Genomic DNA, 25452 nt, shown 5'->3' with positions numbered 1-25452 from the left:
CGATTGTTTTGTATGAAAAGTCGGCATTTAACCATAAAAATTTACATCTTTAACGAAATTTGTACGGTATGCACTTCCAATTTTATTCTTAAACTGGTTTACTTGCTAGACAACGAGCGTCAATCAAATCTTTTAGGTGTGTAAATTTATTTATACACCTTCCTTTTAAAGACGCCACCCAAAGCAAAACACAACATCACATAACACAAAAGTTTGGAGTACACGTGGCTACTAGTAATACAACCACAACACCCCGCGATACCTGGGGTTCGAAGTTAGGATTCGTAATGGCTGCAGCAGGTTCTGCTGTTGGCTTAGGTAACATTTGGAAATTCCCATACACAGCAGGCGAAAGTGGCGGTGGTGCATTCGTTGCCATTTACCTGTTTTTTGTAATTTTTATTGGTTTCAGTGTCATGCTGACTGAATTTGCGATTGGCCGTCATACGCAAAAATCAGCAGTAGGTGCATTTAAAACAACTGACCGTCGTTGGACGTTCGCTGGCGTTATCGGCGTATTCAGTGGTCTACTTATCATGGGTTTCTACCCAGTAGTAGGCGGTTGGTCAATCGCATACATCGGTAAAATTGCAGGTGGTCTTCTAGACGCACCAGAAGCAATTGGTGATAGCTTTGGTGGCTTTATCTCAAACCCAGTTCAACCACTAATGTGGATGGGCTTATACCTACTACTTAACGTTGTTATCGTTATGAAAGGTATCTCTGGTGGTATTGAGAAAGCAGGTAAGATCCTGATGCCGCTTCTTTTCATTATCCTTATTGTAGTATCAATCAAAGGCATTATGCTTCCGGGCGCGATGGCTGGTCTTGAGTTCCTATTCAGTCCTGACTTCTCTAAAGTAGACAGCAATGTAATCCTAGCCGCTCTAGGTCAAGCATTCTTCTCTCTAAGTCTTGGTATGGGTTGTATGATGACATACGGTTCTTACCTTAAGAAGAAAGAGAACCTAGTTCAGACAACAGCAATGGTAACCGCAATGGATACTGGTGTTGCTATTCTAGCTGGTGTTGCAATGTTCCCTGCAATGTTCGCGTTCGGTATGGAACCTGCAGCGGGCCCTGGTTTAGTATTCGTTGTTGTTCCTCAGCTATTCGCTGAAATGGGCGGCGTAATCGGTCTTCTATTTGCTCTTATGTTCTTCGTTGGTTTGAGTGTTGCGGCACTAACATCTTCAGTATCTCTACTTGAAGTTGTGGTTTCTTACCTAATCGATGAGAAAGGCATGAAGCGTGTAACAGCGGTACTGTCTGCAAGTGTTGTAATGGCGATTCTATGTATCTTCGCTTCTCTATCACTTGGCGGCTTCGGTCCAACACTGTTTGATACTGGCGCGTTCGACATTTTCGACCTACTAACGGATAAGATTTTCCTAGCGGTTGGCGGTATGTTGGTATGTATCTTCGCTGGTTGGAGACTAAACCGTGCAGACCTAGAGAAAGAAATCACTAACGACGGTGAAGTCTCTTTCCCACTATTTGGTCTATGGTACACACTAGTTAAGTACATCATCCCTGTAGCTATCGCAATCGTTGCGTTCATGGGTATCTCTTCTGGCTTCGATAGCGGTAAAGGTGCAATCATGCTACTAGGTATTGGTATCATTGCTGGTTTTGCGCTGATTTCTAAGAAGTTCTAATCGCAAGATAAAGTAATTTGATAAACGGGAGCTCATTAGCTCCCGTTTTTTTATGTCTGGAACTTAATTATCTAAGAAAAATAATTATTAAAGGTATCCGTCTGATAGCCGATATAAATGGAACGAATAGCTGTTAGAGCTATATTTTGATTTAGGTAGGTGTTGTGTGAAATTGTCAGTGAGAAAGAAACTGTATGCCGGTTTTGGCTCTATATTGGCGGTGCTTGTCACGTTAGTCAGTATTGTATGGATAGAAGTTATTGGCGCTCATAGAAGTGCTGATGAGATCAGAATGGACGATGTACCGGGCACTGTTACCTATCTTGTTCTGATAGATGAAGCTGGAGATGTCTATCGAGATGCTCTGGGTGCAATCACTCTGGTCGATAATGCACTCAATGATTATCGAACCAACAAGAACGAATTTGCTCAAGCTATCGAGCAGGCTAAGCGTTTGGAGAGTAGAGGTTCGGAAGACCACCGCCGTATTCAGCGAATTGAAGACCTGATGGGGCGTTTCACTCAAGAGTTTGAATCAAAGCTTGTGCCGAAGATCAATGATGAAGCTGCGCTACTAGCCAATATTCAACAGCTACGATCTTTGTATGAGAGCAATCTTATCCCTATTGAGAACTTACTGGATCAAGCGTCAGCAAGTGAGCGCGCAGATACAGAACAGTCACTACTGACACTAACCGACACGTTTACTACCATCGAGCGCACCATCATGGTGTTGTCTGCTATTGCGATTGTCTTTGGTTGTGTGATTGCGTATCTATTGTCTAGCTCTATTACCAATCGTCTTACTCGTGTAGAACAAGTAGCACGACGTGTAGCAAATGGTGACCTAACGGCAGGCGACATTATTGATGATTCTGGTGATGAATTGGCTGAACTGGCTAAGTCGATTAACCAGATGCAGAAATCACTAGTAGACCTATTAGCCAAGACATCGTTACTGGTGCATCAGCTCAAGCAGACAAAGCTAACTTGATTGCAACGGCTGCTGAAGAGCTAAGCTTGACCATTTCTGAAGTGGCGCAGCAAGGTACTTCAACTTATGAAGAAGCACGTCGCTCAGAAACCTCTGCAGAAGATGGCCGCAACGTGATTGTTGAGATGGTGGCGAGTATTCAACAAGTGTCGACTCAAATGAGCGATATGTCGTTGCAAATGAATACTCTAGGTTCTCACGGTGAGCAGATTGGTAGCGTTATCAAGGTAATCGAAGACATTGCTGAGCAAACTAACCTGTTAGCTCTTAACGCTGCAATTGAAGCGGCACGTGCAGGCGAGTTTGGTCGTGGTTTTGCTGTGGTAGCCGATGAAGTGCGAGCGCTAGCAGAAAGAACAACCAAAGCGACACGAGAAGTCTCGGGCATCATTCAATCGATTCAATCGGGCACTCAAGAAGCGGTGACTTACACTCAAGATAACTGTCGTTTAGTTGAGATTGGTGTTGAGCAAAGCTCAGGTGCTGTTTCGGCTCTAGAAGCGATTGTGAGCGGTGCGGGCAATGTACAAAGCATGGTTAACTCTATTGCGACTGCGGCAGAAGAACAGACGGCTGTGACCAAAGAAATTGCAGCGGACATTACCGCGATTAGCGATATCTCTGAGCAATCTCTGCAGCTAGCAACTCGTAGCTCCGAAAATACATCAGGCTTGAACGCTAAGGTTGCTGAGCTAGAAGCATTAGTTGGTAAGTTTAAACTGGGGTAAAGCGGTAGCTTGGTTCTATTTACCTATTGGTAATCGAGTAAAGACCACGCACTGATCGCTAGTTGCTGAAAAGAAGCCCAACGATTCAATATTTATTGAGTGAGTTGGGCTTTTTCGTAGCTGGAATCTGGGTTCAGACGAGGTATACTCCACGTTCTACAATGGAGCTAGCCTTTAATGTTCGATATTCTTCTGAACCACTCTGATTTTTTACTTATCAATAAGCACCCTGGAGTCAGCGTCCACAAAGACGATGGCGATACCATGTTGCTTCAAGAAGTTGCTAAGGCAATTAATGAGCCTAAGCTGTATCTCGTTCATCGACTAGATAAAATGACTTCGGGTATTCTGCTGCTGGCAAAAAATGCGTCGGCGGCGAGCGAGCTTTCACAGCTATTTGCAAAGCGTGAAGTAGAGAAATACTACCTTGCGATCGGTTCTAAGAAGCCAAAGAAAAAGCAAGGTTTGATCTCAGGAGACATGGAGCGCTCACGACGCTCAAGTTGGAAACTTCTGACATCCAAAGAGAACCCTGCGATTACTCAGTTTTTATCAGCAACGGCTGAACCCGGTGAGCGTCTGCTGTTATGCAAACCCTATACGGGGCGAACTCACCAGATCCGTGTCGCGATGAAGTCGATCGGCTCAGCCATTGTTGGTGACCCTATTTATAATCCATCGAGTGAGGCTGACAGAGGTTATCTGCATGCCTTCGCGATTCGATTTGCCTATCAATCACAAGCCTACGAATATGTCTGCGATCCAAGAAGCCTAAACTCCTTGGGTGAGAAGTGGCATCAAGAAACCGTGTCGAACGGTTTGGACAGTTGGCTTGAACCTTGGTCATTAACTTGGCCAAAGCTAAACACTAAGTGAGTGAAATAATGGAAGCATCAGCTTTACCTCTGTTTTTTAGTCATATTGAACAGCAACTTAATGAAGTACCAAACGAACTACGCCGTATTTTCCACGGGCGCGGTAAGTTTTGGCCTGGTCTAGAGCAACTGACATGTGACTGGGTTGATGGACAGCTACTGGTTAACGTGTTTAAAGAAGTCGACGATGAATTCTTGTCATCTCTTAAAGCTGGATTGGTTGAACTCACCAACAAAGATATCTGGCAATCAAAGCAGGGCACAAGCATTGTTCTGCAACACCGTTATGCCGATGGTGCGCCTTCAGAGGTTCTATGTGGTGAGTTGAATGACTCTCCGGTTGTGGTTGAGCATGGCCTTAAGTACCAATTAGACATTGGCCGTAATCAGAACTTCGGTTTGTTCCTAGACATGCGTAATGGTCGTCAGTGGGTACAAGATAATGCCAAGGATAAGAACGTTCTTAACCTGTTTGCATACACTTGTGGTTTCTCTGTCGCGGCTATCGCTGGTGGCGCTCGTCAATGCATGAACGTGGACATGTCACGTGGCTCGCTAAACAAAGGTCGCGATAACCACCGTCTGAATGAACACGATATGCGCTCGGTTAACTTCCTTGGCTACGATATCTTTAAGTCGTGGGGGAAAATCAAGAAGGGCGGTCCTTACGAGCTCGTTATCATCGATCCACCTTCGTTCCAAAAAGGCAGCTTTGCTCTAACCAAAGATTACAAAAAAATCTTACGTCGTTTGCCTGAACTTCTAACTGAAGGCGGTGAAGTGATTGCGTGTGTGAACTCACCAGCAGTATCACCAAACTTCCTGATTGAGACGATGGCAGAAGAAGCACCAAGCGTTGAGTTCATTGAGCGTCTGGACAACCCGCCTGAGTTTGTCGATGTCGACCTTGATTCAAGCCTAAAGGTATTGAGGTTTAAAATCACGGCTTCAGCTGAAGCTTGATGTCATGATTTAGCGGGCATTATCCATACTAATATAGAAAACGCCGCTCACAATGAGCGGCGTTTTTATAGGTGCAAGAAACTAACTCATTTATTAACTAGCTTGGTTTTTTAGTGTCTGAAAACCAAAATAAATACGCATGAACGTGGTTAGCCAACAAGCTGCACCAAAGGTGTAAGCGATAACCGCAAAGTGTTGAGGCCAAATACAAAACGCGATGAAACAAGCGATGGTTTCAGTGCCTTCGGTTAGCCCTGACATGTAGTACAGAGACTTATGCTTATAGACTGGGTTTTCAATGCCTCGCTTGCCTGCCATAACCGCAAACGCTAAAAAGCTGCTGCCTGTGCCGATAAAAGAGAAGATCAAAAATGCACCGGCAATGGCGTTGTGTTCTGGGTTGGCAATGACAAATCCAAAAGGGATCAGCGAGTAGAATAGGAAATCTAGGCTGATATCGAGGAAACCGCCCGCATCACTAATGCCTTGGATTCGAGCCAAGGCTCCATCAAGCCCATCACATACTCTATTAAACACAATGAAGCCTAACGCCCACTCATATTGTTGAAATGCCAACGCTGGAAACGCTAAACACCCAATCAGAAATCCGAATAACGTGGTTTGATTGGCCGTGATACCCAATTGTTTTAGTAACTTAGCAGACTGATTTAATGGCCACTTAATGACCTTAATGGAGTACTTATCCAGCATGGTTACTTCTCCATGGCCAAGACAGTACTTCTGCCCCTTGAGGTACATCGGCTTCGTCGTGCGTGACCATTAATGTAGGGATATTCGCTTTGGTCAGCTGTTCGAAGACCCAATCGCGAAATTGTGCTCTGAGCTCTTGGTCTAACTTACTGAACGGTTCGTCAAGCAGGGCGAGTTTAGGCTTGGCTAACAACATACGAGTCAAGCTTATTCTTGCGCGTTGACCGCCGGATATTTGATCCGGGAAAGATTCAGCTAAGTGAGTTAGCTCTATGTCTTTTAGTGCAGCCATTGCTTGTTTTTGGCGAGCGGAACCTTTAACAGAGTTCGGTAACGAAAAGGCCAAGTTTTCCCATACTTTGAGGTGCGGAAACAACAAGTCATCTTGAAACAAAATACCGACTTCACGCTGATGTGATGGAAGCTCGTCGAGCTGAATATTGTTCAACACAACGGTGCCAGAGTACGAAAACTCTTCACTTAAGTGACCAGCAATCGCATCCAGTAAGGTCGACTTTCCGCAGCCACTCGGCCCCATCAAAGCCAGTATTTGGCCAGATTCTAATGTGACGTTTAGCGCTGAGAACAGCGAATCTCCATCGGTTTTACGGATGGCGAGGTCGTTGAGGTACAGACTCATTACTTAGGAAACCTTTAAAAGTAAGACGGCGATATCTAAGTTGAAGTCGGCTGACTAATATCGCTAAAGAGAAAAAGAACAGAGGCAATAGGGCCTGCCAAATGGCATAGATTGCTGTCACCCTGCGGTCGAAACCACTGGTTAGGGCAACGGCTTCGGTTGTGATCGTGTTAATGCGACCCGCACCGAGCATCAATGTTGGCAAATACTGAGCCAAACTCACGCTGATTCCGACCGCCCAAGCAAAGGCGATAGCAGGAAGCAAAATTGGCAGTTTGATTGAATACCAACTCTGAAATGGCGATTTACCCAAGCTCAGTGAAGCTTTTATCAGCCCATCATTGAAGCTTTTCCATGGGCCGTCCAAAGACAAGTACACAAATGGAAAGGCGAAGAATACGTGTGCCCAAATCACCCAAAACTCATAGGCATTGCTGCCTATGTATAGGGTGGTCACTTGCATGCCAAACAATACTGAGAGTTGAGGTATCAACATGGGAATCGCGATAATAAAGCCCGGAACTTGCCACTTGTATTTGATTCGGTATTCGTGAGCAACCAGCGCAAGCAACAAAGCGACTGAAGCCGCAATCAGACCAATCCATAAGCTTTGACTAACGGTGCTCATGATGCCATCCCACTCGAACTCCCAGAAGCGCACGCTGTAGCGGCTCGGCAGTAAATCAGGGAAACGCCAGCGCTGAGCAACGCTCCAAATTGCCATTAAAGGAATGACCAGCAATGAAAGGCTAGCAAGGACAGTGAATATGGTTTTCCCCGGCAAGTTAGCCCCTGTTCTTCCTGAATACTGCCAAGTTCGAAAGTACTTAAGAATTGCCCATTCAACTAAACGCGCCAAGGCGATGATCAATGAAGCTAAGCCAAACAAAACGATAGCACCAGCAGCAGCTCGCGGGAGTAGATTAAGATCGGGATCGTTGAACCATTGCCATACTAAAACGGCAAAGGTCGGCGGGTTGGTTGGGCCAATGATCAGAGCAATATCGACAACCGACACACTGTAGGCGAGTACCGCCAACATTGGGAATCGAAGCTTAGTAAACCATTGTGGGAAAATACATTTCCACCAGATCTGAGCACGACTATAACCCAGAGATGCACTGACCTTAGTGATACGCTCTACATCAATTTGCTGAAGTATCGATATGCTCATCAACAATAAGAAAGGGACTTCTTTAAGCGCCAACATGATGATGAGGCCGAATGCGTATGGGTCTTTGACCAACAAAGCTAATTCAGAACTCGTAGCCGATTCACCAAGTAAGTGATGTACGGCTCTTGCGCCAAGGCCTGTTGGGCTAAATAAAAACGCAAAGCCAATGGCGAAAGCCACATGTGGAATGGCAAGCATTGGCGATAGCGTTAACTCAATCTTTCTCCAAAATTGGTTTCCCCAAGAGGCTTGAAGAATACAAAAGGTCAGGAAGCAGGCTATATAGCTGCTTGCAATCGCTGAACCTAGGCTCAAGCCAATAGAGTGCCAAGCTCCTTCCCATTGAAAGACTTGGCTAAAACCGTTGAGTGTCGGCTCCTCTAAACCTAGGGGCGGGATGAAACTCAGTGACGAAGCCACGACTCCCGCCACCCCAGGAATGGTTGGGATAATGCACACAGCTATAACAACAAAATATAGAGCGCGTAGCATAAAGATTAGTTACCGTATCGCTTCAGCCACTCTTTCTCGAGCGCGTTTTGCCAGCTAGGGTGTGGTTCATCAATCGATTTAAATTGTTGGGTGTTTTTAGCGCTGCCAGTCAGGTACTTGCTGCTCAGTACCGAAGGGTCGCCCCAAACATTGAGGTCACCTTTACGAGATTGCGCTTCTGGGCTCAGCAAGAAGTTAATGGTCACTTGAGCTCCTGCGGTTGCATTGGCATTCCAAGGAATAGCAAGGAAGTGAATGTTAGATAAAGCGCCGCTTTCTAGAGCATAGGCCTTAGTGGTTTCGGCTAGGCGACCACTTGCTTGTGCTGAATAAACAGAGTTTGGATTGAACGTAATCGCGAGATCGAGCTGTCCATCATCCAAAAGTTGGATACTTTCTGATGTGCCTGCTGGGAATTGTTTGCCACCGCGCCACGCTACTTTATGGAATTTATCTAAGTAAGCCCATAGTGGTGCTGTAACTTCTTGGAAGTTGTCTTCTGAAACAGGCTTAGCGAGTTCTGGGCTGTTGTTGGTTAGTTCAATCAGTAGAGACTTAATGAAGCTCGTACCATGAAATTCTGGTGGGCGAGGGTAGCTTAATCGGTTCGGGAAAGCTTGAGCGTAGCTCAACATCTCTGAGAATGATTGTGGCGGGTTGTGTAGTGTCTCTTGGTCATGAATAAACACCAATTGTCCAACGCCCCAAGGTGCTTCAAGGCCTTCTGTTGGTTCAGAGAAGTCGACATCAATCGGCAGAGACTTATCGACATATTGCCAGTTTGGAAGCGACTCCGTGAACGGGCCAAACAACAAAGCGTTATCTTTCATCGAACGGAAGTTTTCGCCATTGATCCAAACGATATCAACACTGCCTTCGCTGTTCTTGCCTGCCGCTTTTTCAGCAAGCAGTCGAGTGGTGGTTTCCGCAATATCGGTTACTTTCACATGCTTCAACGTGACACCGTAGTTACTTTGTAACTTCTTGCCTGCCCATTGTAGGTAACGGTTGATCTCTTGGCTTCCGCCCCAAGCGTGAAAGTAGACAGTTTCTCCCGCTGCCTGCTGTTCTATTTGGTTCCAACTCTCGGTGGATGTTGCTTCATCAGCATAAATGGTTGCGCTGTATGCAACGGTTGCCATGATTCCTAACGTACTTACTATCTTGTTCATAAACTTTTCCATTTGGTAGTGAACGGGCAAGAGCATTGTGTTTTCGAACTCCCTTGGGCGTGTTGACCTTTCGTGGCTAACGAAAGATCAACACGGCATAATAGTTATTCTATCTGTTTCTCAAATAAATTCTAATTCAACAGTAAATTCAATCAATTACTAGGGGCCTTTGCCATCCTAGCAACAGACCGTTAAAGCGGTGAATTAATTGCACCTAAATGAGGTTTTTTTGATATTTATTGGAGGTTGGTACGAAAAGAAGGTGAGAAGTAGCGTTTTTAATGATTAGGTTTTGAGCAAGCAATAAAAAAGGAGCCGTGAAGGCTCCTTAAATCAATATCTGGTGTCGATGATGGGTTAGTTTACCCAGTCACGAATTGTGTACGTTAGTGTGTGTACATCGTTTTTCAGTACTAGCGTATCGTTTGTTAGCGTTACGTCGCTCCACTCGCTTAGAGTAGCTGAAACCGATTGTTCGATTTCCATCGCTGAGCCCTGACACATTTTCATTGTCATGCCCATTTGTTTGATACGGAATTGACCGTCTTTCAGCTCACCTTGACCGAAGAAGTTGTTACAACCAGCCATGCCGTTTGCAGTCATCTTTTCGCCGATCTCTAGACGAGGAGCTGCTTGGTCTTCGCTTTTCACAATGTCCTTGCCATCAATTTGCGCAAGTTCCCAATTATGGTGCTGTAGATCGGTTGGTGTTACTTGCATCGCGTTGTCACCTGTTGTTGTGCATGCTGCTAGCATCATAGGTAAAGCGGCTACTGCTAGTAATTTTTTTGAACTAAACTTCATATTATAAGGCTCCAAAGGAAAGAACGAAGTTACCGAATAAGTGTAACTTGATGGGTTCAAAGTATAGTTTACAAAACACTATATGTGTCAGTATAAGGTCATAGTTTAGTATGGATTTCATGAGCTAGGCGACAAATTAATCGCTTATTTTTGAGATAGTAAGCGTAATTTTAAATGTGTAAGGAGGCACGGTGGAGCAGTTAGAGTTTTTCCAAGTTCCAAGCCCTTGCGTTGGGGTTTGTTCAAGCGATGACAAAGGCTATTGCAATGGTTGTATGCGCAAAAGAGAAGAGCGCTTCAATTGGATGTCGATGACACCGTCAGAACAATTGCACGTCATAAAGCTGTGTCGTCAGCGCTATAGAAGAAAAATAATGAATCAAAAAAACTTGATTGGTAAGCAGGTCGATGAAGAGGGAAATACCAGTCCCCAAAGAGATCTTTTTGGCTAAAGAGGAAGCATTTAGATTTTATTTAACTCCGAAGTAACTATTACTTTACATAATGGTTGGGGTGTAATATTAAAGGTAGGTACCTTTGTACCTGAAGGAGTGGTGTCGGTATGAATAAAAAGAACGTAAAAATCAAAAAAGAGCCAGTCAAAGCACTTGACCGAAAACCGATCGGGGCAAAAGATGACCCTGAAGAGACTCCGCGTGATTGGCATTCGATGTCAGAAGAAGAACGAATGGAAATCCTTTCTCACCTCTCAGACATGCCTTTCCAATAACACCACTGGTTCTTCAGAGCCTTTCTTAAAGCTCAGTTTTCAGAAACAAAAATGTGATTAAACAAACATGTGATTCGCTTTCGTTACACCACGATGGTACGTGCAAAATGTATCATCGGCCTCGGTGGTTTTACTGTGAATCTTAATGTTTGTGATCACTTCTACCGCCCCTGCATCGTAGCAAGCTTGTTCTGCTTTTTTAACGATATCGAGTAATTGGTTGAGTTCACCTTTCATCGTAGTTTCCATCGCACCGACTTGGAAAGGCACATCGGCAGCTTTCACAACTTCAATGGCTTTATCAACCACTTCGAAGTTGTTGCCTTCTTTAACGCGAGGTATCACTTGGAAGGCAACCATTACTTCTTTTTCTCTTTTTAACTCAGACACTTTCTGCTTACTCTAGGATAGGGAATTGTTGCAGATGATAGGTTAATTCGGAGACGAATTCTACAGCGATTATGCTGGTTGGATTACTCTCTTTGTCCTACTTGTTACCCCAGTGGTCACTTACCCAACCACCTATGTGCTCATCAAAATGACTGCCACTGAACCTCTGGTTGCGTTCAACCGAAGTATCACAATCATCTTTATTATCTATTAGGGTTTGTATGTAGTTTGCCATCGGGTCATTGGAACGTTGACGATCTCGGCGAGTTGCCACTTCCTTAATCAGTTGTAATCGATATGTAGAGCTAGCACGTTTCATTTCAATGACCTCCTGTTGTAGACACTAATAGAAAAATCTAGTTGCTAGATATAGGGGCGTCAACGTGATTTAAGAGTATTTTTTTTGAGCAACCAAGAATCAATACGTTGGCATCATAATTCACAAAAGTGTCATTTAAGTTGGCAACTTTAGGGAAGTTTTTGGGTGTGAATTTGTATTTTGTTGCATATAAAAAAGCCCAGTACAAACTGAGCTGACCATTCTATTTCTGGTTACTTAGAGTTATTTCTGGTTACTTAGAGCTATTTGGTTTGCTTTTAAATTGCTTAATGCTTTTCTTTTTAGCTGTTCTTCGATTGGCCATTTTATCTTTAGGTGGACGCTTGCGAGCGGTCGTTTCAGATGCAGGTTTGTCGGTAACCGGGAAACCCTCTAATGGTTGCAGCACTAACGGCTTATTGGTCAAGGTGCGAATCGCATTGAGGTAGTCAGTTTCGCTGTGGCTAACCAGAGAGACCGCGCAGCCAGTACTTCCTGCTCTTGCTGTACGACCAACGCGGTGTACGTAAGTTGCTGAGTGAGAAGGTAATTCGAAGTTAATTACGACAGGTAATTGATCAATATGAATGCCTCTAGCCATCACGTCTGTCGCGATAAGCACACGAGTCTCGCCATTTTTGAAACTTTCTAATGCTTGCTCTCGTTCTTCTTGGCTCTTATTTCCATGTAACGCACTCACACTGATTTTGGCTTTATTCAATCGTTTGGTTAATGCATCGGCATTGTCTTTTGCGCCAATAAATACCAATACTTGCGGCCATGTGTGTTGATTGAGTAGTGCGATGAGCGCTTGAGCTTTACTGCCTTTGTTCACTAAATACAGGGTTTCTTCAATAGCCGCGACCACGCTGTTTTCTTGATGTGTCGTGACCTTAACTGGATTTGAAAGAAGCTCTTCAGCCTGACCTACTAATTCGGGCGGAAGTGTCGCAGAGAACAACAGTGACTGACGTTTGCTCGGTAGTGCTGAAGTAATCGCTTGAATATCTGGCCAAAATCCCATGTCGATCAGGCGGTCGGCTTCATCAAGAACCAATGATGAACACCGAGCTATATCCAGTTCATCACTTTTGATTAAAGCAAGTAGGCGGCCCGGTGTGGCGATGGCTAATTGTGGTTTAGTCGATAATTGTTGCTGTTGATCATCAGTATTTACGCCGCCCGTTAGCGTTACCAATTTGATATTGAGCGTTGTCGCGATCGGTTCTAAAGATTTGGTCACTTGAGATGCAAGTTCACGGGTTGGAACAATGATCAGTGCTTGCAGTTCATTCACATCTTGGTTGATGTTATTCAGTAAAGGTAAGCCGAACGCCAATGTTTTACCGCTGCCCGTTTGAGCCAATGCGAGTACGTCTTTCCCCGCAATAATGGTAGGAATTACCGCTTGCTGTATCTCTGTCGGCTTATTGAATTGAGATGAGAGCGCGGAGACGGTTTTTGCGTTAAGGGTTAGGCTATCAAATGACATAAATGAACCAAGTATCAAAATGGAGGTGGAGTCTAACAGGGCTATAAATGTTAGAGAATGAGTTTTGCTGCGTTACAGGATAAACGGGTGAATTATACACGTTAAATTTAAGCGTTATCCATACAACTGAACTAAGGCAAGCGAGCTAAGCTAATTAAACGTTGGGCATATTGTAATGGTATTGAATGGACGTACAATACCCGCCCTAAAACGATCAAGTATGATTAGGAAGCTTTAAGGAAATGAGAGCGAAATGAGTTGGGAAAGTATCTGGCTGTTTATTATCATCGTGTTTTTTATTGCCATTATTCCAGGCCCAAATGCTCTGTTGGTATTGAGCACGGCTCTAACCCAAAGAAAGCTGTTTGCGTTTATTAACGTGTTGGGTGTGTCATGCGGGTTCTTTTTTCATGCGTTTGTTTCTGCGAATGGCATGAGCTTACTGTTATCTCAGACCCCAATGGCGTTTGAAGGTCTTAAGTGGCTGGGCGTCTTGTACTTAATCTGGCTTGGTTGTAATCACTTTCGAGCGGCATTGCGAGCTCAAGAGGGCGTGCTTGCTGTGGTGAGCGCATCGGGAAGTAAGCTATATCATCAGTTTTTCAAAGGGCTTCTCACTAATCTACTGAATCCTAAAATTGTCCTGTTTTATCTTTCTATATTCCCTCAATTTGTTTCAACAGATGCGATTGTGACAGACAGTTTGATACTTGGTGCAATTCAAGCGTCAGTGGTGTCGATGTGGTTCTTAGTTGTGATCTTAATGGCGGATACCTTTAAGCGCTTGTTAGTTCAAAAGCGCACCTCGCAAATGGTGAACATTGTGTGTGGGATTCTATTCGTGGGCTTCAGCATTCAGTTGGCATTGTTTCAGCTTTAGGGTGCGATGCGAAGAATTGGGTTTTTAGCTATTGGTTCAGTTCATTTCCGGCTTAGTTTTCATTTCCGATTCAGTTCTCATTTTTTACTGAATGCTAAGCAATCCTTGTTTCTCTGTATAAATCTCTAAAGCATTAGCTCGGAAAGTCGATATAATAATTAGCTATCAATTTGGTGAATGTGTTTATTTAAAACCAATTGAAGCTACAGTCTATTGCTTGACCGAAATAACAGAGACAGGGAGTCACTAATGCGTGAAGATTCATTCACCCAGAAACGCAAATATTACCGCTTAAAGTACCCTCAAAAGGCACGTCCGGTGATGCGAATTAAGGATGAGCTTTTTCATGTCAGTGAAGTGTCTGAAAAGGGGGTACGCCTGATGATGCGTAACATCATTCCTGTTTATCGTGGCTTTTCAATGGCCGGCACCTTGAGGTTGCATGACAACAACAGTATCGATATTAGTGGTGCTGTGTTGAGACAAGAGGGCGATGAAGTGATCGTTCAGTTATCACAAGGCCCAAGCTTCAAAGATATGGTGTCTGAACAAAGGCATATTAGGCAAAGATACCCGGTATTTTTTGCAAGTCTCAGAGTGGCATAGAAAGCTTTTAAAGTTAGATTCACTCATCCAAGCCGATATTAAAAAGCCCAGCACTTTCACAAGTGCTGGGCTTTGTTCTATCTATAGCCCAGATTCTTATAAACCAAAGGCGATACAGGTAAAGCTAATGAGCTTAGTTCGCCTTATAGCTCGTCTACTGTAGCCCAAACTGCGGCTAGCATATCGTGACCAAACGCGACACTTCGTTCTGGAGACCAGCCGTAAAGTTCGTCAGCGTGACTGATGTGATCTTTAAATGGCATCTCGACGGTGTAAGCCAAACACTTGAATTGCTCACCAATCCAGTTTGTGCCAACTGTCATGTTTGCTTTGCCTGGTTCGTCTTTATCGTAACCAAATTCATCTTGGAACTCTGGCGTGATAGTGAGCAGTGCTTGCTTGAAGTGGCTCTCTAGCTTCGCGATGCGCTCGTTGTAAGAAGGTGTGCCTTCGCTACCTGCTACAAAGTTATATGGAATCGCTTCGTCGCCGTGAATATCTAGACACAGGTCAACGCCCGTTTCCAGCATACGCTCGCGAACAAGGAATACCTCTGGGCTGCGTTCCATAGAAGGTGATTGCCATTCGCGGTTCAGGTTTACGCCAATCGCGTTAGTACGCAGGTGACCGCGGATGCTGCCATCTGGGTTCATGTTTGGTACAACTCTGAACACAACGCTGTCTAGAAGAGAGCGACCAACCGTATCTGTTTCATCAAGTAGGCGTTGTAGCAGGCCTTCGATCAGCCATTCAGCCATCGTCTCGCCAGGGTGTTGGCGACCAATAACCCAGATGTTTTTCTTCTCTTCACTTGGCTCGCCGATGGTTAGCAAAGTGATGTCGTTGTTGTCTAGCGTGTGGCCCAGAGTTTCAAGCTTACAAGCCGGGTGCGTTTGAGCATTGTGCAGAAGATCTTGGTGACGATCGTATGAGTACGGCGCGAAGTACGCGAAGTACATTGAATCGTGTTCAGGGATGATATCGAAGCTTAATGTATCGCCATCGAACTGAGATGGGATACGGAACCACTCTTCACGGTCATACGATGCAACTACATCGTAATCTTTCCAGCCTTCAGGGTAGGCAGATGTTGCCAATTGACCGATTTCAAAGTGGTGTGCTTGTTGAGCATCGCTTTCTAAGCGGAAGTGGAACCACTGAGAGATTTCAGTTTGGTAGTCTGCTGGGATCGTCAGTTGAATGTTTTGTGGTGAATCTGCAGAAACGACGTGAATGTTGCCGCTTTCGAAATTGCTGAAAATTTTCATTGTAGTTTTTATCTCGTAGTTGAGTTGCCGTAAGACTAGCACACTTTTTTTCGAGCAAACCACTAACTAAATCGTAATGAGATGTTATTTCAACTATCTACTTTTTAGTTCTCTACTTTGAGCAGTACTTCCTATCTATCGACGCTGACAAGTTGTACACCCACGACAGGCTGAACGTGTGTGGCGATCTAACTTGCTGCGTTGAACCTTACAATAAGCGTTTTTCAGCGCTCTTCTTCCTGAGAACCAATCATCGGGTTTTGACAGGATCAGATAACCATTAAAGCGTTTCATAAGCTCGACTCTATTTTGGTTGATGAACTTGCTATCAAACCCAATTTCGAAGTAATCAAGCGCTTGTTCAATCGAGGTGAAACTCGCCATTTTTTGTTGGAATTCTGTTTGGTTCATTGAGTGAGGAGTTTATGAAAAATAGATAGCCAATATTGTAATAGATTTACAATTTACTTCTTTGACTTAGAAAGCCGTTTTGTCTCGTTGATGTTGGATTGATCAATAATGAATATTTAACCGCTGCTTCTTATTTGGTGGGTGATTGTATCTGGTGGGGAATAATTTCGTGAAGTGACCTTGGGTTCTCATAAAGGTTCAATTTTTGTTCCTCAGAATGCGATTTGTGATCCAAATCAAACTGATCTACCCCTAAAGTACTATTCTGATCTTAATTGTAACCAATTGTTGAAGATGATTAAGAATTATGACAATAAAAAAACGTTATATCGCACTAATAGCGGCGGTTGGTATAGGTATTGGCTGGTTAACCTTAGGGGGAACTGCAGCCGTTATGCACTATACATCGAGCACTGAGTTTTGTGTTTCTTGCCACACAATGGAAGCACCCCACAAAGAATACCAAGGTTCTGTACACTTCAGTAACGCAAAAGGCATTCGAGCTGAATGTGCCGATTGCCACATTCCAACTGATCCGATTGACTACGTGATCACCAAAGTAAGAGCGTCCAAAGACATCTACCACGAATTTATTTCAGGTAAGATAGACACGCCTGAGAAATATGAAGCACACCGTGAAGAGATGGCTGAGACAGTTTGGGCTCAATTCCGCGAGAATGACTCAGCGACTTGTCGCTCTTGTCACGAATTCGATGCAATGGAAGAGTTCGAGCAATCTCGTGATGCAGCAAAAATGCATGCTTATGGTCGTGAAAATAACCAAACGTGTATCGACTGTCATAAAGGCGTCGCGCACTTTGCCCCAGAAGCTCAACTAGACAGCAAAGCCTTCGAGACCTTGATTGCCTTTACTCAAAATACGCCAGTTGATGCGAAAGTGGTTTACCCAGTAACCGACATCGCAATGGGCGAATTTGGTAACCTAAATCCAACAGCAAAACTAGAAGTGGTTAAAGCTGAAGGCGACAACCGTACTGTGACTCTGAATGCTTTCCAAATGAAAGGCGCAGAGCAAGTGCTTTACTTCGGTGAAGGTCAACGTGCAATCGTTGCGACACTAACTGATAAAGGTCAAGAAGCACTGACTACTGGTGAATACGAAGCCGATGCTTATGGTAACGAGTGGCGTTCTGTTGCGTTAACGGGTGACATTACTTCGCCAGTTGTTGATAGCCTAGACCCAATCTGGTCTTACGCAGAAGAGTTAGACAACGTCTACTGTTCGACTTGTCACGCAAAAATTCCTGGTGAGCACTTCACTGTTAACGCTTGGGGACCAGTAGCTAAAGGTATGGGAGCTCGTACAGATATCTCAGAACAAAACCTTGAACTTCTGACTAAGTACTTCCAAAACCACGCGAAAGACGTTGTTGGCCACTAATAGTAAGGAATAAAAAATGACAGATATTACACGTCGCGGATTTTTAAAAGGCACAGGTATCACTGCTGGTGCGATGGCGTTTACATCGTTCTCTCCAATGTCGGTCGCTTCGTCAAACACGCGTGGTAAAGGTGTTCTAACGGCAGGTCGTATGGGACCAATGCTGTGTGAAGTGAAAGATGGCAAGTTAGTGTCGACCACGAATGCGGTACCTCAAACCGTTTTTAACAGCCTTCAAACCACAGGCCCAGATCAAGTACACACCAAAGCACGTATTAAATACCCTATGGTGCGTAAGAGCTACTTAGATAACCCGTTAGCGCCTAAAGCAGAGCGCGGTAGCGATGAGTTTGTTCGCGTATCTTGGGACGAAGCTTACAAACTCATACACGAACAACATATGCGTATTCGTGCAAATAACACCCCAGATGCAATTTTCGCAGGTTCATACGGCTGGCGTTCAAGTGGTGTGCTTCATAAGGCACAGACTTTACTTCAGCGTTACATGGGCATGGCTGGTGGTTACTCTGGTCACATGGGAGATTACTCAACAGGTGCTGCGCAAGTTATCATGCCGCACGTTGTGGGCTCGATTGAAGTATATGAGCAACAAACAACGCACCCAATGGTGCTAGAACACAGTGATGTAGTTGTACTTTGGGGCCTAAACCCAATGAACACTTTGAAGATCGCTTGGAGTTCTACAGACTGCTCAGGCTTAGAGTTCTTCCATCAGTTGAAGACGTCGGGCAAAACGGTTATTGCTATCGACCCAATGCGTTCTGAAACTATCGAGTTCTTTGGCGACAACGCTGAGTGGATTGCTCCACACCCAATGACTGATGTCGCGATGTTGATGGGTATTGCTCATGCGTTAGTTATCAAAGGTAAACACGACCGAACGTTCATCGAAAAATACACGACTGGCTATGATGTTTTCGAAGATTACCTAATGGGTAAAGAAGACGGCGTAGTGAAAGACGCACAGTGGGCGTCGAGCGTGTGTGGTGTGTCAGCTAAACAGATTGAATTGCTGGCTGATATTTTTAGCAGCAACCGCACAATGTTGATGGCAGGTTGGGGTATTCAACGTCAACAGTTTGGTGAGCAACGCCACTGGATGTTAGTAACTCTTGCTGCAATGCTTGGTCAGATTGGTTTGCCAGGTGGTGGTTTCGGCTTCTCTTACCATTACTCTAATGGCGGTAACCCATCTCGCGATGCTGGCGTATTGCCTGCAATGTCTGCATCTTTAGGTGCTGTAGCGGGTAGTGATGAGCGAGGTTGGTCTGCGACAGGCAAGGTGATCAACTCGTTCCCTGTTGCTCGTATTGTAGAAGCCCTAGAAAATCCGGGCAAAGCGTACAAGCATAATGGTCATGATCGTGTATTCCCAGATATCAAAATGATCTGGTGGGCGGGCGGTGGTAACTTCACTCATCACCAAGACACCAACCGTTTGATCAAAGCGTGGCAGAAACCGGAATTGGTTGTTATTTCTGAAATCTACTGGACCGCAGCTGCGAAGCATGCAGATATTGTTTTGCCTATTACAACATCGTTTGAACGTAATGACCTGACGATGACTGGTGACTACAGTAACCAGCACCTAGTACCAATGAAGAAAGCGGTTGAGCCACAAGGTGAAGCGCGTAATGACTTTGATGTATTTGCAGACATGGCAGAGCTGTTAGCTCCAGGTGGTCATGAAGTATACACCGAAGGCAAAACAGAAATGGAATGGTTGTACCAATTCTACAAGGCTGCTCAACAAGGTGGTCGCGCTGCACGCGTGGCTATGCCGAACTTCAGCAAGTTTTGGGAAGACAATCAACTGATCGAAATGAAGTGGAACGAGAAGAACGCACAGTTCGTTCGTTACGCTGACTTCCGAGAGAATCCAATCATGAATCCACTAGGTACACCAAGTGGTAAGATTGAAATATTCTCGAAAACGATTGAAGGTTACAAGCTTGATGATTGTCCTCCACATCCAACTTGGATGGAGCCAACAGAGTACACCGGCAATGCTAAAGATGGCGAACTGCAATTGATGACAGCGCACGCGGCGCACCGTCTACATAGTCAGTTCAACTACGCGAAGATTCGTGAAGAGTACGCTATCGCAGACCGCGAGCCGATTTCAATCCACCCTGAAGACGCAAAAGCGCGTGGCATTAAAACAGGTGATTTGGTTCGTGCACACAATGGTCGTGGCCAAGTATTGGTTGGTGCATTAGTGACGGATGGCATCAAACAAGGCTCAGTATGTATCCATGAAGGCGGTTGGCCAGATTTAGATAAAGATACAGGCCTATGTAAAAACGGCGGCTGTAACGTACTTACGTTGGATATTCCGACCTCTCGTTTGGCAAATGGTTGTGCAGCGAACTCTGCGCTTGTGAAGATTGAAAAATACACAGGTCCAGTATTAGAACTCACGGCATTTGATCCACCTAAAAACGGCTAATCTTTAACAAGTAATAGCTAACTGAATGAAGCCAGCCTAATCGCTGGCTTTTTTTGATCCTTTTCTTGCGACGAAGACTATTACTCAGTGTCGGCTAGACAATCCATAATAATCAATGACATCTAAGCGAGAAATAAACTCATGAATCGAATCAATCCAAAGAAACTACTTCGCAGTAAATGGACGGCCGTTAGCCCTGTAAAGAAAGAAAAACACTTTATGGTCACAGAGGTAGAGTTTGAAGAAGGGGAGGTTATTCGTTGTTTGATAGAAGCGGTGATGACCAAACGAGAGGAAGACATCAACTGGCGGGATCTCACCGACAAGGATCATTGGCTTCCCGGTTGGAAATAAGGATAGCAAGTAGGGAGCAGTCGGTCACCTCTACTTATTTCTAATTACCCGCTGCTGCACGCCCTTGCCAGTATTTAAGGCCTTCTAAGACACCCTCAGCATGTGTTGCTCTACTCGTGTATACGTTGTCTCTATCCGATAGGTGAGCAACCTCTGGGTAATGGTTAGCAACCAGTATCGAGTTTACGCCTTCAATGGTGAGCATTGAGGTGTCGTTAGCTGAGTCACCTGCGACGCACACTTCTGCAACGCTCAAATCGTGTTGTTCGAGTAGGTGGTGAATCGCAGTCGCCTTGTTAACGCCTTTTGGTGTGATATCTAAGTACCAATCATGAGAGTAAGTCAGGTGAACATCTAATCCGTGCATCTCCAAGCTAGATTCAATCAGTTCGTGTTGAGGCTCTGAAAGCTTTCCTTCAAAGGTGATCTTGTAATCGCCTTGATGGTTTTCTATGCGCTCACCCATAAAATCAAGGGGGGCGAGAGCCGTCTCTACCCTTGATTTGTTCCAAGAAGCTTCCAGTTGGTTATGCCAAACATGGTCTGGTTTTTGGGAATGAACATGATGAATTTTGGTGCCCACATCGCTAATAATACTGTGTGGCTTCGGGTAGTTATCCGATTCTAAACCCATTCGAATCGAAGGTAATGTTCTTCCTGTCGCGATGATAAAGCGAATATCAGGTTGTTCTGTGAGGTAATCAAATAGCTGGTTAACACCGTGAGATGAGCCTCCATCAAGCGTACCGTCAAAGTCACACACCAACATTTTTATCATTCGAATTCCTTGTCTTTTTCTCTATTTCGTCACGGGAAAATGCTTATTTCTTTTATAAAGAATGGCTCAGCAATGAGCACTCTACAAGTTGAAGTTCAGCTTAGATAATCACCAATTGACAGTTTGCAGCAAGTATCACAGTTGGTGTGACGTATTAAAATTCTTGGTTGAAAAGGTTGATTTCAACTCGCTGACTTTAGCCGGTTGACCTTTGGTTTTTAGGTAGAGATTGAGAGTTGATCTTATCTTTTCTACCGAGCGAACTTTCGCCTCGGAAACATCATGAAAGCTTAATGAATAGTTCGTACTCGAATTATTTGTGCACGAACTAATTATGGCTTTTGTTGGTTCATTCAGCCTATTAATCACTCTAATGTAAAATTAATATTCAATAATCTACGACTACGTAATACATAATATTGGCCGTACGCTTATCTAATTTATACCTTTTATTATCAGTAGCTTGCTTTGTTTTTGCTTATTTTTTGGTCTTGTTGTTGCTGGTCTGGTTTCAGTCTGTTGCCTTGTTTCACCGAACGAAGAACCTTGATTTACACGTGCCAATTACTTAGAGTGCTAATTGTTTTTTGGGTTTAAATAACCAATTTAAGTTTAAATAACTGAGAAGGGATTAGATTACATGGATCCCATACTGGAAGTTAAGGGACTGTACAAGGTGTTTGGTGAAGACACCGACCGTGCTTTTACAATGATTAATGAAGGCGCAAATAAAGATAAAGTTTTCGAAGAAACAGGGCTAACGATCGGCGTTAACGATGTTTCTCTTAGTATTCAAGAAGGCGAGATTTTCGTCATAATGGGACTGTCAGGATCTGGCAAATCAACCCTAGTACGCCTTCTCAACCGCTTGATCGAACCAACCAAAGGCAATGTGCTTCTTCGAGGCAAAGACATTGCCCACATCTCAGAAGATGAACTCCGCGAAGTTCGCCGCAACAACATCTCCATGGTTTTCCAAAATTTCGCTTTGATGCCGCATATGACGGTCATCGAGAATGCCGCATTTGGTCTAGAGCTTGCGGGTGTTGAAGTTGAGCAACGAAAGCAATCAGCACTTGAAGCACTTGAAGCACTTGAGCGTGTTGGCCTTAGCGCATATTCAGAATCTTACCCAGATGAGTTGTCTGGTGGTATGAAGCAGTGTGTTGGTTTGGCTCGTGCACTAGCATGTGACCCAGATATCTTGTTGATGGACGAAGCGTTCTCGGCGCTCGATCCTTTGATTCGTACTGAAATGCAAGATGAGCTTATTCGCCTTCAAAATGACGATAAACGAACCATTGTTTTTATCTCGCATGATTTGGATGAAGCGATGCGTATCGGTGACCGAATTGCGATTATGCAAAATGGCGAAGTGGTTCAAGTAGGTACTCCAGACGATATTCTTAATAACCCAGCCAACGATTATGTCGAAGCCTTCTTCCGCGGTGTGAACGTAGCAAGCGTGCTTACTGTGAAAGACATTGCGCGTAAGAAGCCAGCTGCGGTATTTAAAAAATCAGAACACGATGGCCCGGCGTCCGCTCTACAAATTTTGATGGATAACGACCGCGAATACGGCATCGTAGTTGAGAAGAGCAGCCGTTACTCCGGTATTGTCTCTATCGACTCGCTTCGTAAAGCTCACAAAGAGAACAAATCACTCGTCAGCGCGCAGCTCGATGATAGATTAACGCTGAACCCTGATTTACCAATCAATGATGTGCTTGGCCTAGTTGGTGGTGTGCCTTACTCAGTGCCTGTTGTGGATGAGCAAGGTAATTACTTTGGCGTGGTGACTAAGTCACGACTGTTACAAACATTGGATAAGGGGTAGATCATGTCGTCTGAACAAACAAATAATGACCCATGGTCTCAATCGGCCCCTGCAGCTCAACCTGCAAGTGATCCTTGGGGTCAATCCGCTGATACCTCACCGTCAGCGGATTGGTTAAGCAGCGAAACCGTTGAAACGACACCTTTTGATCCACTTAACCCTTTTGCAGAGGCTGTGCTGCCTGTTGACACTTGGGTTGAGTCTGGACTGAATTGGTTAGTTGAGCACGGACGCCCATTATTCCAGGCAATCCGTGTGCCTATCGATTTTATCCTAAGTTCATTTGAAACGGCGTTGGTGTCTACGCCAGCACCATTCATGTTGATCATCTTGTTTCTAGTGGCATGGCAGTTTTCAAACTTGAAGCTTGGCGTTGCAACGGCCGTATCTTTGACTTTCATTGGCTTGATTGGCGCTTGGTCTGAAGCAATGACCACATTGTCACTGGTCATGACATCCGTATTCTTCTGCCTATTGATTGGCTTACCCATGGGGATATGGCTCGCTCGAAGTAACACGGCTGCTAAATTCGTGCGCCCAATTTTGGATGCTATGCAAACCACACCAGCCTTCGTTTATTTAGTACCGATCGTCATGTTGTTTGGTATCGGTAACGTTCCGGGTGTCGTGGTGACCATCATATTCGCACTTCCTCCTGTTGTTCGTTTGACCATTTTGGGTATTCAGCAAGTTCCGGAAGAATTGATCGAAGCGGGTCACTCATTCGGTGCAAGCAAAAAGCAGATGCTTTACCGAATTCAACTGCCACTTGCATTACCAACTATCATGGCGGGCGTGAACCAAACACTGATGTTGTCGTTATCGATGGTGGTTATCGCATCAATGATTGCGGTAGGTGGTTTAGGTCAAATGGTACTGAGAGGTATTGGCCGTTTGGATATGGGACTGGCCGCTGTTGGTGGTTTAGGCATCGTTATCTTAGCCATCTTATTAGACAGAATCACCCAAGTACTGGGTGTCAATGCTGGTAATACAAAATTACGCTGGTATCGCATGGGACCTGTTTCCCTTGTACTGAATGTACTTAATCGCGGTAACAAATCAGAACTTCAATTAAGGAAAAACACCAATGAATAATTCATGGAAGAGTAAACTCGCAGTAAGCATCGTTTCTACATTAGCGGTATCGACTAACGTGTGGGCAGCAAGCCTACCGGGTGATGGCGTATCAGTTCAGCCTGTTCAATCGTCTGTAGCGGAAGAGACATTCCAAACATTGATCGTTAACCGTGCTCTAGAAGAACTGGGTTATGACGTGAAATCAACTCAAGAAGTGGACTACAACGTAGGCTACACCTCGATTGCAAAGGGTGACGCAACGTTCCTAACGGTAGGTTGGTTCCCGCTTCATGCTGATAAATACACAATGGCAGGTGGTGATGAGAAATTCTACCGTGAGGCCAATATGTAAGCGGCGCTGCTCAAGGTTACCTAATTGATAAGAAAACGGCTGAAAAGTACAACATCACCAACATTGGTCAATTAACTGATCCAAAAATCGCGAAGCTGTTTGATGCGGACGGTGATGGCAAAGCAGACCTAACAGGCTGTAACCCAGGTTGGGGTTGTGAGATGGTGATTGAACACCAACTTTCAGCGTTCAAACTGGACGATACGGTAACTCACAACCAAGGTAACTACGCTGCAATCATTGCAGATACAATTTCTCGTTACCAAAAGGGTGAATCAATCCTTTACTACACGTGGACACCTTACTGGGTAAGTGGCGTATTGGTGCCTAATGAAGATGTAGTTTGGTTAGAAGTTCCTTTCTCAGCACTTCCTGGCGAGCGTTCGAACGTGGATACGACGCTATCTAACGGCAAAAACTACGGCTTCGAAATGAACTCAATGCGCATTATTGCGAATAAAGAGTTTGCTAAGAACAACCCATCAGCAGCGAAGCTTTTTGAAATCATCAAACTTAACATCAATGATGTAAGCGCTCAGAACATGATGATGAGTAAAGGTAAGAACAGCTCTGCTGATATCGAAGCGCACGTAAACGGTTGGATCAAAGCGAACCAAAGCACGTTCGATGGTTGGATTACAGAAGCGAAGAAAGCAGCACTGTAACTTTGACTTGTATTTGCTCTGTCTTACCAGACATTTTGATTTGAAATGATGAGCGTGTTGAGTGATTGTGTAGAGTCACTCAATCACCTTCAAACCAAGTGAAAGGGCGACAAGAGTGAACATTATAAAGCCAGCAGTCCATTTGGATTGCTGGCTTTTTGTTGTGCGCCGAGCATGGCGTTGATCTAGGAGGTGAAAGTCCTCTAC

23 protein-coding genes and 2 pseudogenes are annotated in these 25452 nt (G+C 44.6%); 14 read left to right on the top strand and 11 right to left on the bottom strand.

Annotated elements, in window-relative coordinates; genetic code table 11:
- The first annotated feature begins 224 nt into the window (after nucleotides 1–224).
- The 4 genes and pseudogenes from AB6D58_RS17810 (at nucleotide 225) to AB6D58_RS17795 (ending at nucleotide 5218) form a co-directional block, all read left to right on the top strand.
- Nucleotides 225–1658, top strand: a complete 1434-nt coding sequence (locus tag AB6D58_RS17810) for a sodium-dependent transporter (RefSeq protein ID WP_050543975.1) — start codon at nucleotides 225–227, stop codon at nucleotides 1656–1658.
- 166 nt (nucleotides 1659–1824) lie between these two features.
- Nucleotides 1825–3380, top strand: a pseudogene (locus tag AB6D58_RS17805) (methyl-accepting chemotaxis protein).
- 177 nt (nucleotides 3381–3557) lie between these two features.
- Entirely contained in the window at nucleotides 3558–4256 is a 699-nt protein-coding gene (locus AB6D58_RS17800) for a TIGR01621 family pseudouridine synthase (protein WP_017060318.1), read from the top strand.
- Nucleotides 4257–4264: 8 nt separating this feature from the next.
- Nucleotides 4265–5218: a class I SAM-dependent methyltransferase gene (locus tag AB6D58_RS17795; RefSeq protein ID WP_372102270.1), complete on the top strand. Its 954-nt coding sequence runs from the start codon at nucleotides 4265–4267 to the stop codon at nucleotides 5216–5218.
- 93 nt (nucleotides 5219–5311) lie between these two features.
- Here the strand turns inward: AB6D58_RS17795 and AB6D58_RS17790 are convergent, their stop codons facing one another.
- The 5 genes from AB6D58_RS17790 to AB6D58_RS17770 form a co-directional block, all read right to left on the bottom strand.
- The gene (locus AB6D58_RS17790; protein WP_372089797.1) at nucleotides 5312–5929 is read right to left on the bottom strand and encodes a CDP-alcohol phosphatidyltransferase family protein; all 618 of its coding nucleotides are present in this window, start codon (nucleotides 5927–5929) and stop codon (nucleotides 5312–5314) included.
- Nucleotides 5919–6569: an ATP-binding cassette domain-containing protein gene (locus tag AB6D58_RS17785; RefSeq protein WP_017065359.1), complete on the bottom strand. Its 651-nt coding sequence runs from the start codon at nucleotides 6567–6569 to the stop codon at nucleotides 5919–5921. The genes AB6D58_RS17790 and AB6D58_RS17785 overlap by 11 nt, the downstream gene beginning before the upstream one ends.
- Nucleotides 6535–8235, bottom strand: a complete 1701-nt coding sequence (locus AB6D58_RS17780) for an ABC transporter permease (protein ID WP_372157930.1) — start codon at nucleotides 8233–8235, stop codon at nucleotides 6535–6537. The genes AB6D58_RS17785 and AB6D58_RS17780 overlap by 35 nt, the downstream gene beginning before the upstream one ends.
- A gap of 5 nt (nucleotides 8236–8240) precedes the next feature.
- Entirely contained in the window at nucleotides 8241–9407 is a 1167-nt protein-coding gene (locus AB6D58_RS17775; RefSeq protein WP_102431609.1) for an ABC transporter substrate-binding protein, read from the bottom strand.
- Between the two features lie 357 nt (nucleotides 9408–9764).
- Nucleotides 9765–10211 carry an META domain-containing protein gene (locus AB6D58_RS17770; protein ID WP_102431610.1) on the bottom strand — a complete coding sequence of 149 codons (447 nt, stop codon included), beginning with the start codon at nucleotides 10209–10211 and terminating at the stop codon, nucleotides 9765–9767.
- 191 nt (nucleotides 10212–10402) lie between these two features.
- Between AB6D58_RS17770 and AB6D58_RS17765 the strand changes: the two genes are divergently transcribed.
- Together AB6D58_RS17765 and AB6D58_RS17760 are read left to right on the top strand one after the other, a co-directional pair.
- Nucleotides 10403–10663, top strand: coding sequence for a DUF1289 domain-containing protein (locus tag AB6D58_RS17765; protein WP_032545716.1), 261 nt, complete (start codon nucleotides 10403–10405; stop codon nucleotides 10661–10663).
- Nucleotides 10664–10773: 110 nt separating this feature from the next.
- Nucleotides 10774–10941 carry a hypothetical protein gene (locus AB6D58_RS17760; protein WP_017060325.1) on the top strand — a complete coding sequence of 56 codons (168 nt, stop codon included), beginning with the start codon at nucleotides 10774–10776 and terminating at the stop codon, nucleotides 10939–10941.
- 57 nt (nucleotides 10942–10998) lie between these two features.
- On the opposite strand, the gene AB6D58_RS17755 is transcribed toward AB6D58_RS17760, so the two are convergent.
- The 3 genes from AB6D58_RS17755 to AB6D58_RS17745 form a co-directional block, all read right to left on the bottom strand.
- Nucleotides 10999–11301, bottom strand: a complete 303-nt coding sequence (locus tag AB6D58_RS17755) for a thiamine-binding protein (RefSeq protein WP_017065764.1) — start codon at nucleotides 11299–11301, stop codon at nucleotides 10999–11001.
- 127 nt (nucleotides 11302–11428) lie between these two features.
- Nucleotides 11429–11650, bottom strand: a complete 222-nt coding sequence (locus AB6D58_RS17750) for a hypothetical protein (protein WP_017057116.1) — start codon at nucleotides 11648–11650, stop codon at nucleotides 11429–11431.
- Between the two features lie 253 nt (nucleotides 11651–11903).
- Nucleotides 11904–13142 (bottom strand): DEAD/DEAH box helicase, encoded by a 1239-nt coding sequence (locus AB6D58_RS17745; protein ID WP_017071932.1) that lies wholly within the window; start codon nucleotides 13140–13142, stop codon nucleotides 11904–11906.
- Between the two features lie 253 nt (nucleotides 13143–13395).
- Between AB6D58_RS17745 and AB6D58_RS17740 the strand changes: the two genes are divergently transcribed.
- Nucleotides 13396–14022, top strand: a complete 627-nt coding sequence (locus tag AB6D58_RS17740; protein ID WP_017068053.1) for a LysE family translocator — start codon at nucleotides 13396–13398, stop codon at nucleotides 14020–14022.
- 249 nt (nucleotides 14023–14271) lie between these two features.
- Entirely contained in the window at nucleotides 14272–14628 is a 357-nt protein-coding gene (locus AB6D58_RS17735) for a hypothetical protein (RefSeq protein ID WP_017060329.1), read from the top strand.
- A 143-nt stretch (nucleotides 14629–14771) separates the two neighbouring features.
- Here AB6D58_RS17735 and AB6D58_RS17730 read toward each other — a convergent pair whose 3' ends face one another.
- Both AB6D58_RS17730 and AB6D58_RS17725 read right to left on the bottom strand, forming a co-directional pair.
- On the bottom strand, nucleotides 14772–15896 hold the full coding sequence (locus AB6D58_RS17730) for a M14-type cytosolic carboxypeptidase (protein ID WP_372157927.1): 1125 nt from the start codon (nucleotides 15894–15896) through the stop codon (nucleotides 14772–14774).
- Nucleotides 15897–16031: 135 nt separating this feature from the next.
- A complete protein-coding gene (locus tag AB6D58_RS17725; RefSeq protein WP_017060331.1) occupies nucleotides 16032–16307 on the bottom strand; it encodes a nitrogenase-stabilizing/protective protein NifW in 276 nt (91 codons plus the stop codon).
- A gap of 307 nt (nucleotides 16308–16614) precedes the next feature.
- On the opposite strand from AB6D58_RS17725, the gene AB6D58_RS17720 reads away from it, so the two are divergent.
- The 3 genes from AB6D58_RS17720 to AB6D58_RS17710 all read left to right on the top strand — a co-directional run bounded on the left by AB6D58_RS17720 (nucleotide 16615) and on the right by AB6D58_RS17710 (nucleotide 20533).
- Nucleotides 16615–17709: a NapC/NirT family cytochrome c gene (locus AB6D58_RS17720; protein WP_372157925.1), complete on the top strand. Its 1095-nt coding sequence runs from the start codon at nucleotides 16615–16617 to the stop codon at nucleotides 17707–17709.
- Nucleotides 17710–17725: 16 nt separating this feature from the next.
- Nucleotides 17726–20179, top strand: coding sequence for a molybdopterin guanine dinucleotide-containing S/N-oxide reductase (locus tag AB6D58_RS17715; RefSeq protein WP_372157923.1), 2454 nt, complete (start codon nucleotides 17726–17728; stop codon nucleotides 20177–20179).
- 141 nt (nucleotides 20180–20320) lie between these two features.
- Nucleotides 20321–20533 (top strand): TIGR02450 family Trp-rich protein, encoded by a 213-nt coding sequence (locus AB6D58_RS17710; protein WP_017068050.1) that lies wholly within the window; start codon nucleotides 20321–20323, stop codon nucleotides 20531–20533.
- 40 nt (nucleotides 20534–20573) lie between these two features.
- On the opposite strand, the gene AB6D58_RS17705 is transcribed toward AB6D58_RS17710, so the two are convergent.
- On the bottom strand, nucleotides 20574–21311 hold the full coding sequence (locus AB6D58_RS17705; protein ID WP_017068049.1) for an HAD-IIB family hydrolase: 738 nt from the start codon (nucleotides 21309–21311) through the stop codon (nucleotides 20574–20576).
- A 640-nt stretch (nucleotides 21312–21951) separates the two neighbouring features.
- Here AB6D58_RS17705 and proV point away from each other — a divergent pair.
- The 3 genes and pseudogenes from proV to proX all read left to right on the top strand — a co-directional run bounded on the left by proV (nucleotide 21952) and on the right by proX (nucleotide 25245).
- Nucleotides 21952–23148, top strand: coding sequence for a glycine betaine/L-proline ABC transporter ATP-binding protein ProV (proV, locus tag AB6D58_RS17700; RefSeq protein WP_372157920.1), 1197 nt, complete (start codon nucleotides 21952–21954; stop codon nucleotides 23146–23148).
- A 3-nt stretch (nucleotides 23149–23151) separates the two neighbouring features.
- Nucleotides 23152–24246, top strand: coding sequence for a glycine betaine/L-proline ABC transporter permease ProW (gene proW / locus AB6D58_RS17695; protein ID WP_372157918.1), 1095 nt, complete (start codon nucleotides 23152–23154; stop codon nucleotides 24244–24246).
- Nucleotides 24239–25245, top strand: a pseudogene (gene proX / locus AB6D58_RS17690) (glycine betaine/L-proline ABC transporter substrate-binding protein ProX). The gene proW and the pseudogene proX overlap by 8 nt, the downstream one beginning before the upstream one ends.
- Nucleotides 25246–25452: the final 207 nt, after the last annotated feature.

Source organism: Vibrio sp. 10N.239.312.D08 (assembly GCF_041466145.1).
Taxonomy (GTDB): Bacteria; Pseudomonadota; Gammaproteobacteria; order Enterobacterales; family Vibrionaceae; genus Vibrio; species Vibrio crassostreae_C.
The sequence above is the reverse complement of the archived record's forward strand: the minus strand, read 5'-3'. Positions and strand labels throughout refer to the sequence as shown.

Coding starts and splice junctions, on each gene's coding strand:
- AB6D58_RS17795 (WP_372102270.1), top strand. CDS start 4,265: ATGGAAGCATCAGCTTTACCTCTGTTTTTTAGTCATATTGAACAGCAA.
- AB6D58_RS17790 (WP_372089797.1), bottom strand. CDS start 5,929: ATGCTGGATAAGTACTCCATTAAGGTCATTAAGTGGCCATTAAATCAG.
- AB6D58_RS17715 (WP_372157923.1), top strand. CDS start 17,726: ATGACAGATATTACACGTCGCGGATTTTTAAAAGGCACAGGTATCACT.
- AB6D58_RS17730 (WP_372157927.1), bottom strand. CDS start 15,896: ATGAAAATTTTCAGCAATTTCGAAAGCGGCAACATTCACGTCGTTTCT.
- AB6D58_RS17735 (WP_017060329.1), top strand. CDS start 14,272: ATGCGTGAAGATTCATTCACCCAGAAACGCAAATATTACCGCTTAAAG.
- AB6D58_RS17770 (WP_102431610.1), bottom strand. CDS start 10,211: ATGAAGTTTAGTTCAAAAAAATTACTAGCAGTAGCCGCTTTACCTATG.
- AB6D58_RS17750 (WP_017057116.1), bottom strand. CDS start 11,650: ATGAAACGTGCTAGCTCTACATATCGATTACAACTGATTAAGGAAGTG.
- AB6D58_RS17740 (WP_017068053.1), top strand. CDS start 13,396: ATGAGTTGGGAAAGTATCTGGCTGTTTATTATCATCGTGTTTTTTATT.
- AB6D58_RS17785 (WP_017065359.1), bottom strand. CDS start 6,569: ATGAGTCTGTACCTCAACGACCTCGCCATCCGTAAAACCGATGGAGAT.
- AB6D58_RS17775 (WP_102431609.1), bottom strand. CDS start 9,407: ATGAACAAGATAGTAAGTACGTTAGGAATCATGGCAACCGTTGCATAC.
- AB6D58_RS17725 (WP_017060331.1), bottom strand. CDS start 16,307: ATGAACCAAACAGAATTCCAACAAAAAATGGCGAGTTTCACCTCGATT.
- AB6D58_RS17745 (WP_017071932.1), bottom strand. CDS start 13,142: ATGTCATTTGATAGCCTAACCCTTAACGCAAAAACCGTCTCCGCGCTC.
- AB6D58_RS17710 (WP_017068050.1), top strand. CDS start 20,321: ATGAATCGAATCAATCCAAAGAAACTACTTCGCAGTAAATGGACGGCC.
- AB6D58_RS17780 (WP_372157930.1), bottom strand. CDS start 8,235: ATGCTACGCGCTCTATATTTTGTTGTTATAGCTGTGTGCATTATCCCA.
- AB6D58_RS17760 (WP_017060325.1), top strand. CDS start 10,774: ATGAATAAAAAGAACGTAAAAATCAAAAAAGAGCCAGTCAAAGCACTT.
- AB6D58_RS17755 (WP_017065764.1), bottom strand. CDS start 11,301: ATGGTTGCCTTCCAAGTGATACCTCGCGTTAAAGAAGGCAACAACTTC.
- AB6D58_RS17800 (WP_017060318.1), top strand. CDS start 3,558: ATGTTCGATATTCTTCTGAACCACTCTGATTTTTTACTTATCAATAAG.
- AB6D58_RS17705 (WP_017068049.1), bottom strand. CDS start 21,311: ATGATAAAAATGTTGGTGTGTGACTTTGACGGTACGCTTGATGGAGGC.
- proW (WP_372157918.1), top strand. CDS start 23,152: ATGTCGTCTGAACAAACAAATAATGACCCATGGTCTCAATCGGCCCCT.
- AB6D58_RS17720 (WP_372157925.1), top strand. CDS start 16,615: ATGACAATAAAAAAACGTTATATCGCACTAATAGCGGCGGTTGGTATA.
- proV (WP_372157920.1), top strand. CDS start 21,952: ATGGATCCCATACTGGAAGTTAAGGGACTGTACAAGGTGTTTGGTGAA.